This is a genomic window from Arthrobacter sp. SD1074B, from assembly GCF_056780195.1.
The window spans coordinates 3,811,420-3,825,905 of record NZ_JBRAZT010000001.1; the positions used below are offsets into that span (position 1 = coordinate 3,811,420).

Annotated in this window: 12 protein-coding genes; 5 read left to right on the forward strand and 7 right to left on the reverse strand. The window is 66.5% G+C overall.

Annotated features, from left to right (window positions below; all coding sequences use genetic code 11):
- The first annotated feature begins 207 nt into the window (after positions 1-207).
- Positions 208-1,326 (forward strand): alanine dehydrogenase, encoded by a 1,119-nt coding sequence (gene ald / locus ACUYM2_RS17725; protein WP_481601252.1) that lies wholly within the window; start codon positions 208-210, stop codon positions 1,324-1,326.
- 45 nt (positions 1,327-1,371) lie between these two features.
- Here ald and ACUYM2_RS17730 read toward each other — a convergent pair whose 3' ends face one another.
- The 6 genes from ACUYM2_RS17730 to ACUYM2_RS17755 all read right to left on the reverse strand — a co-directional run bounded on the left by ACUYM2_RS17730 (position 1,372) and on the right by ACUYM2_RS17755 (position 9,404).
- The gene (locus ACUYM2_RS17730) at positions 1,372-2,436 is read right to left on the reverse strand and encodes a Gfo/Idh/MocA family protein (RefSeq protein WP_481601253.1); all 1,065 of its coding nucleotides are present in this window, start codon (positions 2,434-2,436) and stop codon (positions 1,372-1,374) included.
- 129 nt (positions 2,437-2,565) lie between these two features.
- Positions 2,566-4,275 (reverse strand): ABC transporter family substrate-binding protein, encoded by a 1,710-nt coding sequence (locus ACUYM2_RS17735; protein ID WP_481601254.1) that lies wholly within the window; start codon positions 4,273-4,275, stop codon positions 2,566-2,568.
- A gap of 46 nt (positions 4,276-4,321) precedes the next feature.
- Positions 4,322-6,559, reverse strand: coding sequence for a dipeptide ABC transporter ATP-binding protein (locus ACUYM2_RS17740; protein WP_481601255.1), 2,238 nt, complete (start codon positions 6,557-6,559; stop codon positions 4,322-4,324).
- Entirely contained in the window at positions 6,556-7,521 is a 966-nt protein-coding gene (locus tag ACUYM2_RS17745) for an ABC transporter permease (protein ID WP_481601256.1), read from the reverse strand. The genes ACUYM2_RS17740 and ACUYM2_RS17745 overlap by 4 nt, the downstream gene beginning before the upstream one ends.
- 2 nt (positions 7,522-7,523) lie before the next feature.
- Positions 7,524-8,510 (reverse strand): ABC transporter permease, encoded by a 987-nt coding sequence (locus tag ACUYM2_RS17750; RefSeq protein ID WP_481601257.1) that lies wholly within the window; start codon positions 8,508-8,510, stop codon positions 7,524-7,526.
- 363 nt (positions 8,511-8,873) lie between these two features.
- The gene (locus tag ACUYM2_RS17755) at positions 8,874-9,404 is read right to left on the reverse strand and encodes a TetR/AcrR family transcriptional regulator (protein WP_481601523.1); all 531 of its coding nucleotides are present in this window, start codon (positions 9,402-9,404) and stop codon (positions 8,874-8,876) included.
- 290 nt (positions 9,405-9,694) lie between these two features.
- Here ACUYM2_RS17755 and ACUYM2_RS17760 point away from each other — a divergent pair, with 290 nt between their 5' ends.
- The 3 genes from ACUYM2_RS17760 (at position 9,695) to ACUYM2_RS17770 (ending at position 12,171) form a co-directional block, all read left to right on the forward strand.
- On the forward strand, positions 9,695-10,255 hold the full coding sequence (locus ACUYM2_RS17760) for an NAD(P)H-dependent oxidoreductase (RefSeq protein WP_481601258.1): 561 nt from the start codon (positions 9,695-9,697) through the stop codon (positions 10,253-10,255).
- Between the two features lie 126 nt (positions 10,256-10,381).
- On the forward strand, positions 10,382-11,674 hold the full coding sequence (locus tag ACUYM2_RS17765) for an aminotransferase-like domain-containing protein (protein ID WP_481601259.1): 1,293 nt from the start codon (positions 10,382-10,384) through the stop codon (positions 11,672-11,674).
- Positions 11,675-11,739: 65 nt separating this feature from the next.
- Positions 11,740-12,171 carry a universal stress protein gene (locus tag ACUYM2_RS17770; protein ID WP_481601260.1) on the forward strand — a complete coding sequence of 144 codons (432 nt, stop codon included), beginning with the start codon at positions 11,740-11,742 and terminating at the stop codon, positions 12,169-12,171.
- 55 nt (positions 12,172-12,226) lie between these two features.
- Here ACUYM2_RS17770 and ACUYM2_RS17775 read toward each other — a convergent pair whose 3' ends face one another.
- Entirely contained in the window at positions 12,227-13,828 is a 1,602-nt protein-coding gene (locus tag ACUYM2_RS17775; RefSeq protein WP_481601261.1) for an AMP-binding protein, read from the reverse strand.
- A gap of 227 nt (positions 13,829-14,055) precedes the next feature.
- Between ACUYM2_RS17775 and ACUYM2_RS17780 the strand changes: the two genes are divergently transcribed.
- Positions 14,056-14,394, forward strand: coding sequence for a hypothetical protein (locus tag ACUYM2_RS17780; RefSeq protein WP_481601262.1), 339 nt, complete (start codon positions 14,056-14,058; stop codon positions 14,392-14,394).
- Positions 14,395-14,486 lie beyond the last annotated feature (92 nt).

Consider the following 14,486-nt stretch of genomic DNA (forward strand, 5'->3'; position numbering starts at 1 on the left):
ACAGTCCTGCAACGGACAGCAGGCGACACCTGACGTTTCCGCGCTCGACAATTGTCGCGCCGGACTTTTCTAAATCCCCGGAAACACGCGGGCGGGGCGGGTGTCCGGTTCGCCGCCCCTGTCGCCTGCCTCACAGCCGGATCTATTCTGGAATCACGACTTCCCCGCACACCCCGGCCCCTACGGCCGCCACTCCTGGAGCCAAAAATGATCATCGGTGTCCCCAAAGAGATCAAGAACAACGAATTCCGCGTCGCCATGACGGCCGCCGGCGTGCACGAATTCCGCCACCACGGCCACACCGTCCTGGTGGAGCGCGGCGCAGGCCTCGGCTCCGGAATTACGGATGAGGAATACGCCATTGCCGGTGCCGAGATCGTCGCCGAGGCCGACGACGTGTGGTCCCGCGCCGACATGGTCATGAAGGTCAAGGAGCCGGTCAAGGCCGAATACCACCGCTTCCGCAAGGGCCTGATCCTCTTCACCTACCTGCACCTCGCGGCCGAGCCGGAACTGACCCAGGAGCTCATCAACTCCGGCGTCACGGCCATTGCGTACGAGACCGTGCAGGAAGGCCGCACCCTGCCGCTGCTGGCCCCCATGTCCGAAGTGGCCGGCCGCCTGTCCGTCCAGGTCGGCGCCACCTCACTGATGGCTCCGGCCGGCGGCAAGGGTGTGCTGCTCGGCGGCGTCCCGGGCGTCCGCCCCGCCAAGGTCGTTGTCCTGGGCGCCGGCGTGGCCGGCACCAACGCCGCCGCCATGGCCCTGGGCCTCGGCGCCGACGTCACCATCCTGGACATCAACATCAACCGGCTGCGCGAACTCGACGCCCAGTACCAGGGCCGCCTGAAGACGGTTGCCTCCAACGCCTACGAGATCGAGAAGTCCGTGGTCGACGCCGACCTCGTGATCGGCTCCGTGCTGATCCCCGGCGCCAAGGCCCCGAAGCTGGTCACCAACGAACTTGTCTCCCGGATGAAGCCCGGCTCCGTGCTGGTGGACATTGCCGTGGACCAGGGCGGCTGCTTTGAGGACACGCACCCCACCACCCACCAGGAACCGACGTACAAGGTCCACAACACGATCTTCTATTGCGTCGCCAACATGCCCGGCGCCGTGCCGAACACCTCAACGTACGCCCTGACCAACGTCACGCTGCGCTACGCGGTATCGCTGGCCAACCTGGGCGTCAAGGCCGCGTTTGAGCGCGACGCCGCCCTCGCCGCCGGCCTCAACATTGCCGCCGGCCAGGTGGCCCACCGCTCGGTCTCCGAGGCACACAACCTGCCCCTCGTCGCCGACTGGCACGAGCTGGTCTCCGCGTAACTGGCTCTGCCGGGCTGCCGGATGTCTGTCGTCCAGCGTCGTTCGTTAACTGCTCTTACCGGCCAGCTCCCGAGTCTTTTCAATTAATTTGAGGACGTCGACGGCGTCGGCGGGATCCACCGGGAGCGGCAGGGCCGAGGACGTGCCACCGCCGGTGATCTTCTCCGCCAGGATGCGGTAGAACTCCGGGTACGCGCCGCGTTCGGTGGGCAGGCGGTCCAAGTGGCCGTCGCGGCCCAGCAGCCCGGCCCACTCCGGGTCCTCCACGCCGTAACTGGCATCCAGCGGGCTCCCGCCAGCTGCCATATAGGGCTCCTGCGGGTCGACGCCGTTCTTGGTGAAGCCGCCTTCGCTGCCCAGCAGGCGGAAGCGCGGCCCCTGCTGGGCGCAGAGCAGGTTCATCGAGAGGTGGCTCGTGACCCCGGAGTCGTGCCGCAGGGCCACAAACGCGTCGTCGTCCGCCGGCTCGCCCTCCCGGCGGGCCGCCAGTTCGGCATGGACCACGGTGGCGGGGCCGAAAAGTTGCAGCGCCTGGTCCAACAGATGGGTGCCGAGGTCGAACAGCACCCCGCCGCCGTCGTCGGGGGTGGCCGCCGCCTTCCACGCTTTCGTGACCTTCGGCGCCCAGCGCTCAAAGCGTGATTCGAACCGCGTGACAGCTCCCAGGGCCCCGCTGTCCAGCAGGGCCCGGAGGGTCAGGAAGTCCCCGTCCCAGCGCCGGTTCTGGAACACGGTGAGGACCCGGCCCAGCCGCGCGGCGAGCTCGATCAGCTCCTGGCCCTCGGCGCTGCGTACCGTGAAGGGCTTGTCCACGACGACGTCGAGGCCCGCCTCCAGCGCGGCCTTGGCGAGCCGGTAGTGGGTGGCCGGCGGGGTTCCCAGCACCAGCAGGTCCAGTCCACCGGCGAGCTCCAGGACGGCGTCCGGGGTGTCGACGATCCTGGCCGACGGATAGCCTGCGGCAGCGGCCGACTTCCTGCCGGCGTCGGAGGTGGCCACGACGTCAAGGGAAAAGGCCGGGTTGGCGGCGATCAGCGGCGCGTGGAACACGCTGCCGGAGAGGCCGAAGCCGGCGATGGCGGTGCGGAGGGGCGGGGAGGAAGGTGCCATGGCCTCCACGTTACCCGCCGACGCGACGCTCCCTCAGGTCCGGCAACAATTCAGGCGACCCTCCCCCACAGAGTGAGGGAGGGTCGCCTGGATTGCTGCCCTAGGTGAGGGAGCGTCGGAAGGGAAGGCTTACTTCTTTTCCCAACCGATGGTGGTCCAGTCCGGAACCTGGGACAGGCTCTTGAACAGGGAGGGGCCGTAGTTGGCCAGGCCGGTGCGCGCGAAGGAGATCTGCGGACCGTTCATCACGACGCCCATGGAGAAGTACTTGGCCATGTGCTCCTTCTCTACCTCCATCGCTGCCTTGTTGCGCTCGGCGTTGTCGGCGATGGTGGAGAGCTTCTTGATCTTGGCGTCCAGCTCGGCGTCGCCGAGCTCGTTCTCGTTGGTCTTGGAGTCATAGAACTGCTTGACGGCATCGGTGGCATCGGGTCCGACGGTGTAACCGGAGACGCTCAGGTAGAAGTCGCGGCTGCCCAGGACCTTGCCGAAGTCGGCGGAACCACGCTGGTCGATGCCGACGTCCATGCCGCCGGCCTGAAGCTGCTTCTGCAGGGTCTGCGCGAAGGCCAGGGTGGTGGGATCGTCACCGAAGTTGCTGATCTTGAAGGAGGCCGGTTTGCCGTCCTTTTCCATGATGCCCGCCGCGTTCGGCTTGTAGCCCGCGTCGGTCAGGACCTTCTTGGCCGCATCCGGGCCGGTCTCGGTGACGGGGTAGTTGTCCTGGTAGTACTTGGAGAACGGCAGCAGCATCATCGAACCTGAGCTTTCCTCTTCCCAGTTCAGGCCGTTGAAGCGGACCTTGCGCAGGGCCTCGCGGTCCACGGCGGTGAAGATCGCCTTGCGGATGGCGACGTCCGTCATCGGCGCCTTCTGGGCGTTGATGTTCAGACCGCCCGCGAACAGGCGCTGGCCGCGGCGGACCTCGGCGTCCTTGGTGCCGTCGAGCTGCTTGTAGAGGGAAATGGTGTTGGCGGAAACGCCGTCGATTTCACCGTTCTTGAACGCGGCGATCTGGGCGCTGGTCTCCAGCTGGCGGAAGACCACGCTCTCGAGAACCGGCTTGGTCCCCCACCACTTATCGTTGGGAACCATGGTGACCGTCTTGGCGGCGGAGTCGTACTTGTCCACCTTAAACGGGCCGGCCATCCACTCCGGGTGCATTTCACCGGTGAAGCCGGTGTTGAAGATCTCCGGGGTGTTGACCGAGGGGTGGATGAGGCCGGTGAAGAGGGAGTCCAGCGGGTAGACCGGCTGGGTGGTGGTGACCACGACTTCCTTGTCGTTGGCGCCGGCCTTGACAGAGTCGACGAACTCGTAGGCACCGGACGTGACGACGTCAATGTCCTTGTTCTTGCCGTTGAGCATCTTCCAGGTGTTCTCGAACGTCTTCACGTCGATCGGAGTGCCGTCGTTGAAGGTGGCCTTGTCGTTCACCTTGATGGTGATGGTCTGCTTGCCGTCCTTGACCTCGCTCTTGACGTCTTCGCAGAAGTCCTTGTTCGGCGAGGCGGTGCCGTCGAAGTCGAAGTTCCAGCAGCCCCAGGTGCCGGCCCCGTCGATCGGCCGGTGCAGGGCCGTGTTGTCTGCGCTGTTGCCCGTGTTCGAGAAACCATTGAAATCCGGCCCGATGTTGCCCAGCGGCAGGGTGACCTTGCCGCCCGGCTGCAGGTCCTTGGCGTCCTTGGCGTTGATGCTGATGAGCTTGGCCAGGTCGCTGCCCGAGTCCTGGGCCTTTGCGGCTTCGGGGCCCTTGGCTGCACCTCCGCCGCCGCAGGCGGTCAGCGCAAGCGCTGCCACGACAGCGGAAACGCCGCCGATCTTGGTCAGATTTTTCATTTTTCCCTCATTTTCTTCTGTTGCAGTGCTGCGTCTGACGGGTAAGTCAGGTGGTTTCGTGGACAACGAGCATGTCCGCGTCCAGTTCGCCGTCCGGGTAGAAACAGGCGAATTGCTGGTCTGTGGGGGCCACCGGCGCATCGCCGGCCGGGCGGCCCGATTGGCGTGCCGCTGCTGTTTCCAGCGGCGGCTCCAGGGTCAGGCACTTCTCCTGCTTGGCGGCAGGGAGCGCGGCGAAGACGGGGCAGCGGGTGGCGAAGTTGCAGCCCTTGGGCGCATCCAGCGGCGACGGCAGGTCGCCCTGCAGGATGATGCGTTCCCGCGTGCGCTCCAACTGCGGGTCCGGCACCGGGATCGCCGAGAGCAGCGCCCGGGTGTACGGATGGCGCGGATTGTCGAAGACGTTATCGACATTCCCGATTTCCACGATCTTGCCCAGATACATCACGGCCACCCGGTTGGAGATGTGGCGCACCACGGAGAGGTCGTGGGCCACCATCAGGTAGCTGAGTCCGAGTTCGGCCCGGAGCTTGTCCAGCAGGTTGATGACCCCCGCCTGGACGGAGACGTCCAGCGCGGAGACCGGCTCGTCCAGGACCACGAGTTTGGGGTTCACCGCCAGGGCGCGGGCGATGCCGATGCGCTGCCGCTGGCCTCCCGAGAACTGGTTCGGGAAGCGGTTGACGTGGTCCGGCTGCAGGCCCACGAGTTCCATCAACTCCATGATCCGCTTGCGGATGGCAGGCTTGGCCATCCCGGAGTTCTCCAGCGGCTCGGCCAGCACCTCAAAGACGGTGAAGCGCGGATCCAGCGCGCCGGTGGGGTCCTGGAAGACCATCTGGAGTTCCTTGCGCATGGCCGACTTGGTCTTGGCGTCCGAGGCGGCCTTGTTACTTAGCCCCCCGATAGTGACCTCGCCGTCCTGGTCCCGGTGGAATTCCATGATTTCCAGCAGCGTTGTGGTCTTGCCGCAGCCGGACTCCCCCACAATCGAGAAGCATTCGCCCTCGCGGATATCGAAGCTCAGGCCGTCCACGGCCTTGACTGTGCCGATCCGGCGCTTGATCAGTGCACCCTTCATCAGCGGGAAGTGCTTCTTGACGTCCTTGAGTTCAAGGACGGCCTTGCGGTCGGCGCGCGGCACCGCGTCGAAGCGGGAGACCGGCACTGCCGGTGCCCGGAAGACCTCACGGACGTCTACTTCGAAGCCCAGGGAGTCCGTCTTAATGCAGGCTGCCCGGTGCGGCAGCCCGCCATCCGGGTTGTCCCCGCCTACGGGCCAGAGCTCGGGCTCGCCCTTGAAGCAGGGGTCGCTGGCCAGCGGGCAGCGGGGCGCGAAGGAGCAGCCGGTGGGAGTGTGGATGAGGTTTGGCGGAATGCCCTCGATCGGCACCAGCGAAGTCTTTTCGGCCACGTCCACCCGTGGCACGGCGCCCAGCAGGCCCATGGTGTACGGCATCCGCGGGTTGTAGTAGATGTCATCAACGCTGCCCGTTTCTACCGGCTTGCCCGCGTACATCACCATGATGTCGTCCGCCATGCCGGCCACCACGCCCAGGTCGTGGGTGATCATCACGACGGCGGCGCCGGTTTCCTCCTGCGCGGTGTGAAGCACCTCGAGCACCTGCGCCTGGATGGTGACGTCGAGCGCCGTCGTCGGCTCATCCGCGATCAGCACGCGGGGGTTGTTGGCGATGGCGATGGCGATCATCACGCGCTGTCGCATTCCGCCGGAGAATTCGTGCGGGAAGGCCTTCAGCCGGTCCTTGGGGCTCGGGATGCCCACCATGCCAAGGAGTTCGACGGCACGGGCTTCCTTGGCCTGCTTGCTCATGGTCGGGTTGTGCACCGTGAGGGCTTCGATGATTTGGGCGCCCACGGTGTACACCGGGGTCAGCGAGGACAGCGGGTCCTGGAAGACCATCGCCATATCGTTGCCGCGGAACTGGCACATGGCCTTGTCGCTGAGTCCCAGCAGTTCGGTGCCCTTGAGCCGGACCGAACCTGTGACCTCGGCTGTCTCCGGCAGCAGGCCCATGATGGCCATGGACGTGACGGATTTGCCCGAGCCGGACTCACCGACGATGCCGAGGGTCTTGCCGGGCATCAGGTCGAAGTCGATGCCGCGGACCGCGTGAACCACGCCGTTCTCGGTGTTGAAGCGGACGTTGAGGTCGCGGACGGAGAGCACGGCACCCGCCGGGGCATCATCGGGGGCGTGCAGCCCGGCGACGTGCAGCCGCTCGGCGGTGCTCGGGTCGGTGGCGGTGGTGTCGCTGCTCATGAGGTCTTCTTCTTCTTTTTGGCGCTGCCAATGGAGCTGGAGCTGGGGTCGAACGCGTCGCGCAGGCCGTCGTTCATCATGGCGAGCGAACCGGTCAGCAGGAACATCACGGTCAGCGGCACCCAGAACATCCAGGGGAAGGTGGAGACCTGGGAAGTGGCCTGGCCGATCAGCACGCCCAGGCTCACGTCCGGGACCTTGATGCCGATGCCGATGAAGGAGAAAGCGACCTCGGCGAGGATGGCACCGGTAACGCCCCGGGTGATGTCGAGGACCAGCAGCGAACCGATGTTCGGCACCAGGTGGCGCCAGACGATGCGCCGGGGCGGGATCCCCATGTACTGGGCCGCCTTCACGAAGTCGCGCTGCATCAGGGACATGGAAAGCGAACGGATGAGCCGGGCTGTTCCCATCCAGCTGAAAACGAGCAGGACGATGATCAACAGCAGCCAGCTGGGGAGGTTCTTTTTCAGCCCGTCACCTCCGCCGCTGGTGGCTACCGCCACGACCAGGAGGGCCGGCATCATGATCAAGGCTTCCAGGATGAAGAGCATGACCTTGTCGACCTTGCCGCCGAAGTAGGCCATGGTGCAGCCGTACACTGCCGCAATCAGCACAGAGACGAGCCCGACGACCAAGCCGATCAGGATCGAGACGCGGGTTCCTTCCACGGTCAGGGCGTACAGGTCGATGCCTGCCTGCGAGGTGCCGAGCAGGTGCTCTGCAGAGGGGCCCATGCCGATGTTGAAGGAGTCAATCGTTTCCTTGTCCCAGCTGGAGAAGGCCCCGCCGATCAGGGAAAACAACGTCAGCAGCACGAAGACAGTGAGGCCGACGACGGCGGTCTTGTTGCGCAGGAAGCGTCGCAGGATGATCCTCGACTTGGCGATGACGACGTCGTTGTTCTCGATCTTCGCCTCTTCCGCGACGGCTGCCGGGTCGATGGCATTCAGGTTCGTCATGGCTATTGCACCCGCACTCTCGGGTCGACAAGGGTGGTGGCGAAGTCGGCCAGGATCGCCCCGATCGCGAAGATCACGGATCCGTAGGCGAGCGTCGCCGTCGCGGCGTTGACATCCTGCAGGGCAATCGCATCGATGCTCCAGGAGCCGACGCCGTGCCAGGCGAAGATCTTTTCCGCAAAAAAGCCGCCGGCGAAGATTGCCGGGATGGTGAAGGCGATGCTTTGCGCCACCGGGATGAAGGAGACACGCAGGGCGTGTCGTGTGATGGCCTGGTTGCGGGTGAGGCCCTTGGCCCGGGCGGTGCGGACGAAGTCGGCGTTGACGTTGTCCAGCAGGTACTGCCGCTGGGCAATCTGGTAGGCCCCCCAGCCCACGATGGTGATCGCGAAGGTCGGCACGGCGTAGTGCGCCAGCATGTCCAGGAACTGGACCCAGCCGTCACCGTCCAGCCCGGGAGTCGAGATCCCGGTGACGAACAGGATGCGGTCGCCGACGGTTTCGTTGACGTTGATGGCGCCGAGCTGGACCAGGAAGTAGGCGATCGGCGCCGGCACGATGTACACGAGATAGCTGTACGAGGTGATGGCCCGGTCGGAGAACTTGTACTGCCGGGCCGCGGTGTAGACGCCCAAGGCGACGCCGATGATCAGCGTCAGGATGATTGAAGCGAGGAACAGCCGGGTGGAGATCCAGACCCGGTCGCCGAACTCGGCGTTGATGAACGCGCCGTTGGGGCTCCGTCCCCAGTCCCAGCGCGTGACGATCCCGGTGAGCCAGTCGATATAGCGTTCCCAGGGGCTTAGCGCCGGATCCAGTCCCTTCAGCCGGAAGGAGTTGGCGATCTGTTCGGGTGTAGGGCGGGGGATCTTTTCCTGCTCCAGCAACGCCGGCTGCAGGCTGGTGACCGCCAGGAAGTACCCGGCACTGGTGGTCAGGAAGATCATGAACGCATACGTGACGGCACGTTTGGCAAGGTATCGGAGCATGGGACTAGTTCAGGATTGCCGTTGCCTGCGCGGTACCGGCCGCCGCCGGGCGGGCCATACCCGCCAGTCCGGGAGCTGGGTTGGTTTCAGCATTCACAGCATGGATCCTTCCGTTGTCCCCCGCGCGGCAGGGGGGTGTCCGCTGCCACGCCGGGATCTCGGCCAGCGGGTGTCTGGCCGCCCGCAGGCCTTCCGGCCAGCCCAGTAGGACTATGTTGCGGGTCACATTCCAGAGGAAACTACCACATAAAAATTGCGGGGAGGCGCGCGACAGGGGACGAAACGGTACGCGCACTACCAGATCGTTATGAATTACTCATTTGAATGGATTTGACTTGGCAGTCGCCGCTTTGGTCGGTTAGCCTACGCGCCGCGGACCACGCGCGTCGCCAGCTCCCGCCAGGACTCGACCAGCCGGTCCGGGGAGACGCCGTGGACCCGGACCGAATGCAGGATGCGCTCCGGTTCGAGCGTCCCGCTCAGGGCGCCCGCCATCAGCCAGGGATCCGCGGTGACCCCGGCCTGGCGCAGGAGCAGTTCCAGATGGCGGTGCCAGAGCACCGCGGCGGGAACATCGAACCGGTTGTAGGCGGACACGTCCGCGGCCCGGGCAAGCTCACCGTATTCCAGCACCCAGCCGATCCGCTCCGCGCCGAAGGCAATGAGCCGGTCAAGCGGCGGAGCGCCCGGCCCCAGCGGCGGCGGGCCGAACATAAAGCGGCCCTGGAACTGGGCCTCGGCGTCGCTAAGCAGGGTCATCATCAGTCCCGCGCGGCTACCGAACCGCCGGAAGACGGTTCCTTTGCCCACGCCCGCACGCCCCGCGAGGGTCGCCATGGTCAGGCCGTCGGCCCCGCACTCCTCGACCAGCTCGCGGGCGGCCCGGAGCAGCACCTCGCGGTTGCGGGCCGCGTCGCGGCGCTCGGACTCGGCGGCACGCCGGCCGGCGGGAAGGCCGGCTGATTCGCCACGCGGGCCGGCTGGCGGACCCGCGGGGTGGCCTGGGGGATGGCCAGCACTTCCGGGCGCGGCCCCCGCGGGGCGGATTGGGATGAGGCTCACAGCGCCCATTCTAGTACCGGGGAATAATAACCGGACCGCAGTCCGTTTTTATGGGTGAGGGCCTTCGCGCCTCCATGACCATTCAGCCGCCGGAGCCTCCGCGGCGTATACGAGGAGTCCACATGAGCACCAACACCGTTCTTACCCTGGTCGGCAGCCTGCGCGCCGGCTCAACCAACGCCCAGCTGGCCGAAGCCATCCAGCTCAACGCTCCCGAGCAGGTCGAGGTGGTCATCCACGACAGCCTCGGCAACATCCCGTTCTACAACGAGGACATCGACGTCGAAGGCCAGGTTCCCGCCGCCGCCGCCGCGCTGCGCGCCGCCGCCGCCGAGGCCGACACGCTGTTGCTGGTCACCCCGGAATACAACGGCACCGTTCCCGCGCCGCTCAAGAACGCCATCGACTGGCTGTCCCGCCCGTTCGGCGCCGGTGCCCTGAGCGGCAAGCCAACCGCCGTCGTCGGCACCGCATTCGGCCAGTACGGCGGCGTCTGGGCCCAGGACGAGGCCCGCAAGGCTGTAGGCATTGCCGGCGCCCAGGTGCTGGAGGACGTCAAGCTGGCCGTCCCCGGCTCGATGGTCCGCTTTGCGGAGATCCACCCGAAGGACGACGCCGAAATCGTCGAGCAGATTAAGGGCGTGTTCGACGCCCTGGCGGAAGGCCGCACCGCCGCGGCCTGATCCAGACCCCGGTCCGACACCCCCGGCAGCACACCAGCTGCCGGGGGTGTCCTGTGCCCGGCGGCTTTAGCCGTGGTTGTGAACAAAAGTTTTCCCTGTGACAACGCGGGCCTGTATCCTAGGACTGTGACCCACGAAACACTTGATGCCGCCGCAGAGCTCCTTCCGGCCGAGGCAATTGACGCAATCGAACGAGCGGCTACGTCCGCCCACCGCCACGAGAGGCTTTTCTCGGAGCGCGCAGCCAATATCAAGCAATCCGCCGTCCGGGATGTCTTCGACATTTCCCTGCGCCCGGGCCTCGTTTCCCTGGCCGGCGGCAGCCCCTACCTCCAGTCCCTTCCGCTGGAGCGGCTCGGCCAGTCCGCCGCAAAGATCATCGCCGAGCAGGGCATGACGGCGCTGCAGTACGGCGGCGGGCAAGGCACCGAGGAGCTCCGCGCGCAAGTCTGCGAGGTCATGGCAGCCGAAGGCATCCTCGACGCGAAGCCCGAGAACGTCGTCATCACGGCTGGCTCGCAGTCCGCGCAGGACGTCGCGACCAAGGTCTTCTGCAACCCGGGCGACGTCGTCCTCGTGGAGGATCCCACCTACGTAGGTGCGCTTAACACCTTCGAGGCCTACCAGGTCGAGGTGGGGACCGTCCCGATGGATGAGAACGGGATCATCCCGGACCTCCTCGAGGCCAAGATCGCCGCCCTGCAGACCGCGGGCAAGAGCATCAAGTTCCTCTACACGATTCCGAGCTTCAACAATCCCTCCGGCATCACCCTCGCCGCAGAACGCCGGCAGCAGGTCGTGGATATATGCCGCAATGCGAATATCCTTGTCCTCGAGGACAACCCGTACGGGCTGCTGCGGTTCGACGGCCAGCCGCTGACCCCATTGCGGGCCGGGAACCCGGACGACGTTATCTACATGGGGTCGTTCTCCAAGATCTTCGCCCCCGGCCTGCGGATCGGCTGGGCCCTGGTCCCGGCGCACCTGCAGCGCCGCTACTACCTCGCCTCGGAAGCCGTCACCCTGTGCCCGCCGACGCTCAACCAGATGCTGGTCTCCGCCTACCTGCGTGACTACGACTGGCGGGGCCAGATCGCCACCTACCGCGGGCTGTACCAGGAACGCTGCGAAGCCATGCTGGCCGCCCTGCAAACGTACATGCCGGAGGGGCTGAGCTGGACCCGGCCGGAGGGAGGCTTCTTCATCTGGGTGACACTGCCCGAGGGCGTGGATACCTACCCGCTGCTGCAGAAAGCCATCGACGCGGGCGTCGTGTTCATTCCCGGCGCAGCATTCACGCACTCGGACGAGCCCTCCAACAAGCTGCGGCTCGCCTTCAGCGCGGTGCCGCCGGACGCAATCGAGGAAGGCGTGCGCCGCCTGGCTCCGGTGCTGCGGGAAGCCATTGCGGCGTTGTAGCCTGAATCATTGCCGTGGATTGAAACGTGCCTGACCATACCCATGCTTGACCAGAGGAGTCTCTTATGACCGGAATCATCGTTGTCGGCGTCGATGGCAGTGAAACTGCCCTGAAGGCGGCCCACACGGCCCGTGATCTTGCGGTTTCCCTGGGCGCCACCCTGCACGTGGTCAGCGCTTTCGACAGCGACCGGACCGAGGTGTTCGGCAGCGGCAGCGACCGGTGGATCGTGTCCGACGCCGACGACGCCGAGAAGGTCGCCAAGGGCGTCGCTGAAAGCCTGCGCACGGCCGACATCAATGTCACGTACTCCGCCGCCCGGGGCAAGCCTGCGGAGGCGCTAATTCAGGAAGCGGAGCGCACCGGGGCGCAGATGATCGTGGTGGGGAACCGCAGGATGCGGGGCCTGGGGCGCGTTCTGGGGAGCGTTGCGAACAGCGTGGCCCACAACGCCCCCTGTGACGTCTACATCGCCAAGACCGACATCCCCGACTAGGAAGCACTCCGCAGGGGATACCCGGGAGCCGGCGCGCAGTGCCAGGGCAGACCGCCTAGGGCTGCGTCGCCGGCTCCGCCGTTCTAAGCATCCGGCGCAGGATCTTGCCGGAGGAGGACTTCGGTACGGCCTCGATGAACTCGACGCGCCGGATCTTTTTGAACGGCGCCACCCTCGCGGCGACGAAGTCCTCCACGGCGGCCGCGTCGAGCTGGTCGCCGTCCGCACCGGGTTGGCGCACCACAAAGGCCATCGGCACCTCCTGGCCATCGGCGTCGGCGGTCCCGATCACGGCTGCGTCCGCGATGCCGGGGTGGGTGAGCAGCAGCGCTTCGAGCTCGGCCGGTGCGATCTGGTACCCCTTGTACTTGATCAGCTCCTTGAGCCGGTCCACGATCGACACCACCCCGTCCGCCCGCACGGTGGCGATGTCCCCGGTGTGCAGGAAGCCGTCCGGGTCAAGGGTGTCCGCCGTCTCCTCGGGCCGGTTCAGGTACCCCAGCATCACATTGGGCCCCCGGCACAGCAGGTGCCCCGGCGCGCTGGTTCCCTCCGCAGGCACCTCAATCTCCTCCCCCGTGGCCGGATCCACCAGCCGGCAGTCCATATTGGGGACGGTGTAGCCCACCGAGCTGACCGGAACGTCTGTCGCATCCACCGGGATCAGATGCGAGACGGGACTCATTTCTGTCATGCCGTAGCCCTGGAGCACCCGGCAGCCCAGCCGCTCGCCCAGCCGCGCGCCCAGCTCGCCGTCCAGCGGCGCTGCGCCGGACAGCGTGGTGTGCACCGAGCTGAGGTCATAGTCGGCCACCAGCGGGTGCTTGGACAGCGCCACCGCCACCGGCGGGGCGATAAAGAGATAGCTGCACTTGTGGTCCTGGACCATCCGCAGGAATTCCGCGAGGTCGAACTTCGGGATGGTGACCAGGCATGCACGCTCCCGGAGGGCCAGGTTCAGCAGCACGGTCAGTCCGTAGATGTGGAAAAACGGCAGGAGTGCCAGCAACCGGTCGTCCGGCCGCACCTTGAGCAGCCCGCGCGACTGTTCCACGTTCGCCACGAGGTTGCGGTGGCTGAGCATCACGCCCTTGGGCCGCCCGGTGGTCCCCGAGGAGTACGGCAGCACGGCGACATGGGTGGCCGGATCGAAGCTGACCTCCGGGGTCGGGGCGCCGCTGCTGAGCAGATCCGCCAGCGAGGGGTGGCCCTCGGCACCGTCGAGCACCACCAGCCGCTCCGCGGGGATGCCCACCTGACCGGCCGCTTCCCGGGCGGCCGGCAGCAGCGCGGAGACCGTAAAGAGCCAACCGGCTCCGGCGTCGGTGAGCTGCTTCGCAATCTCGTTGGCCGTGTACAGCGAATTGACGGGCGTAACGGTGGCACCGGCCCGAAGCAGCCCGTGGAACACGACGGTGAACGCAGGGATGTTCGGGCAAAGGATGGCGGCGACGCCGTGGATGCCCAGCCCCTGCGCGGCAACGGCGCCAGCGAGGGCGTCGACCCGGTCGCGCAGCTCGCGGTAGCTGGTCTGCGCGCCGCTGGTGCCGTCGACGACGGCGACACGGTCCAGGTCCGCCTCCCGCAGACCGCCGAAAAGGTACTCGTAGAGGCTGACGTCGGGAATATCCACAGCAGGGAACGGGCTCGAGAACACGCAAAATCTCCTTTGATCGGCGTTCGCCGGCTCGCCGGCGGCTGGTGCCACTCTAATCCCGCCACGCAACTTCCGGACAGGGTTCGGGGCGAGTTGACCGCCGTCACCACTCTTCGTGGGCAGTCTCACCCCGCATCAGCCGGAACCTGCGCCGTACGCGGCGGTAAAATTGGGGGTGCCCCCGATGGTGCGGACAGTCCTATCCGCCCGCTTCCTCCGGAGACACCATGCCCACCCTTCAGCGCCGCCAGCTCGTCGGCCACGACATCCTGCTGGCCCGGCACGGCAACCACATCAGCACCATGCGGGTCGACCGTGCCGCCGGCCGGGTGGTCGCCTACCTCGACGACGGGTCCGTGGACAGCGCCCCGAACCTGATCTCCCCGACAGTGCGGATGCCCGCCACCGTCCGGAGCGTGCTGCGTGAGGACTGGAAATTCCTCGGCGCTGTCACTGCCGCCAGTTTCGGTTTCGCCGGCGTGGTTTTTGCCGCCGCCGTCGCCGTTGCCTCCGGGGGCAATGACCCGGCCATGAGCCAGTTGCTCGCCTCGTTCTCCGGCAGCTAGGCCTGACTCCGCTACCGCCGTCGGTGTTCCTGCCCGGTTCTTTGCCCGGTTCTTCGGCGGCGGCGTCCACGGGGCCCTAAGAACCGCGGCTT